Consider the following 2,250-nt stretch of genomic DNA (forward strand, 5'->3'; position numbering starts at 1 on the left):
GTCTGCGTCCAGCGGCCGGCCCGCGGCAGCGCGGACCGCTTCCAGCGGGCCCGCCTCTTCATAGAAGCGGCGCTGCAAGCGGCTTTGGTCATTCACCATGGGCAGCAGGCCAAAGTTGAATGCGTTCAGGGTGAGCGTTGGGGCCTGCTCTGGCGCGTCGGGCAGGGCCAGCATGTAGGTGCGGTCTGCCGCTAAGGCCAGTTCTGCGAGGGTGCCGGCAAAAGCCGATCCCGTCTCGATCAGCGCGAAGAGGCTGCGTGAGGACACATCCAGACGGGCAAACGTGCGTCGCAGCGCACCGATGGTCTCGCGCACCAGCCAGTGGTCCTGATGCGCGAGCAAGATGGCATCGCTGGCCAGCACCGCCTGCGCATCCCCTTCGGTCTTCAGCAGCCAGGTGCCAATGTCCAGTTCGTTGGTGCGTAGGTTCAGGATGGCGTCGTCCAGTTCGCGGGCCAGTGCCAGCGGCCACCAGGCGGCGCCCGCTGCTTCAATGGCTGCCGTGTCAGCGGGCTGCGCTCCCTCGGGGGCGCGGATGCACAGCGTGGCCGTGCGCCGTGCGCGGTCGATGTCCACCGTCACGTGCTGGTAGCGCATGCCGTCGGCATGGTCCTGCCGCTCCACGCGTGGCAGGGCAATGCCTTGTGCGCTGCCGGGGCGGGTGCTGGTCTGTGCATGGGCGGCGGCGCGCTCTTGCACCGTGGCGGCAAATTGCGCGGGCTTGGCGATACGGTCCACCAGCCGCCAGTCCACCGCGCGCTGGCCACGCACACCCTCCACGCTGGTGCAGAAGATGTCGGCCAGATCGTGCCGCACGTGGCGCTTGTCCGTGACACGTGTCAGCCCACCGGTGCCGGGCAACACGCCCAGCAAAGGCACTTCGGGCAGCGACACGGCAGACGACCGGTCATCGACCAGGATGATTTCATCGCACGCCAGTGCCAACTCATAGCCACCGCCCGCGCAGGCGCCATTCACAGCCGCAATGAACTTGAGGCCCGAGTGTTTGGAGGAGTCTTCAATGCCGTTGCGCGTCTCGTTGGTGAACTTGCAGAAGTTGACCTTCCAGGCATGGCTGGACACACCCAGCATGAAGATGTTGGCGCCCGAGCAAAAGATACGGTCCTTGCCACTGGTGACGATGACGCTGCGCACGCTGGGGTGCTCGAAGCGGATGCGGTTGAGCGCGTCATGCAGCTCAATGTCCACCCCCAGGTCGTAGCTGTTGAGCTTGAGCTTGTAGCCAGGACGGATCCCGCCGTCCTCCGCAATGTCAAGGGACAGCCGTGCAATGGCACCCTCGACCGACAAGGTCCAGTGGCGGTACTGCGTGGGATCAGTGCGGTAGTCAACGCGTTCGGGAACGTGGGTGAGGTCTGCCATGAGGTCTCCGTGGAGAATTAATGCAATATAGTGCTTGTGTGCAGTTGTTGATGTGCATCATCATGCATGTTGTTCGGTGTGTCAATGCATTTTTTTGCCGATGGCATTCGGGTAGACGGGCAGCTCTGCTGAGAGCTGTGCACGGGTCGATTGGGAGGGGCGAGCTGCACAGGCCGCCGCGGTGGCGGGCGCTGTGCTGTGCCGGGATGGGCGTGGGTGCTGCGGCGCCGATGTCCGGGCGGCAGCCATCCAGACCGGGTGCAGGTTTTTACGCCACGCGGGCCATGGCCTTGCGCACGCTGGCACTCAAGGTCTGCAGGCTCTGCTCGGGGGTCTGGCCGGAGGTATCCACCGTGATTTCGGCCTTGGAATAGAAAGCAGCGCGCCCGTCCAGGATGCGCTTGAGGTCGTCCATGGCCTCCTTGCTGGCGGCCATCGGGCGCATGTCCCCCTGTGCCACCACACGCCCCATGTGTTCCTCGGGCGCGGCCCGTAACCACACGGTGGTGCAGTGGGCCAGCAGCTCGTTGAAAGTGGCGGGGTCCGACACAATGCCGCCCGGCGTGGCAATGACCACCTCGCTGTGGATCTGTATCGTTTCCTCCAGCGCCCTGCGCTCGTAGCGGCGGTAGGCGGTGGTGCCGTACAGGTCGTGGATTTCGCGCACGCTGCACCCGGCGAGGGCCTCGATGGCGCGGCTCAGTTCAATGAAAGGAACATCCAACTCGCGCGCCAGCAGCGGCCCCAGCGTGGATTTGCCCGCCCCCCGCAGACCCACCAGCGCAATGCGGCGGTGCCTTGCCGCGTCGTTGTGTCCCCCGCTCAGCAGCTCGTGCAAGGCCAGGCGGGCGCGGCGCAGTTCGGGCT

2 protein-coding genes are annotated in these 2,250 nt (G+C 65.6%); both read right to left on the reverse strand.

What is annotated here, in order from left to right:
* The coding region (boxC, locus tag DBR23_RS06285; protein ID WP_108497664.1) for a 2,3-epoxybenzoyl-CoA dihydrolase at positions 1-1,383 on the reverse strand (1,383 nt) is incomplete at its 3' end.
* A gap of 268 nt (positions 1,384-1,651) precedes the next feature.
* Positions 1,652-2,250: helix-turn-helix transcriptional regulator (locus DBR23_RS06290; RefSeq protein WP_199227646.1), on the reverse strand; the 599-nt coding region annotated here is incomplete at its 5' end.

The sequence above is a fragment of the Acidovorax sp. HMWF018 genome (assembly GCF_003061035.1).
Classification (GTDB): domain Bacteria; phylum Pseudomonadota; class Gammaproteobacteria; order Burkholderiales; family Burkholderiaceae_C; genus Acidovorax; species Acidovorax delafieldii.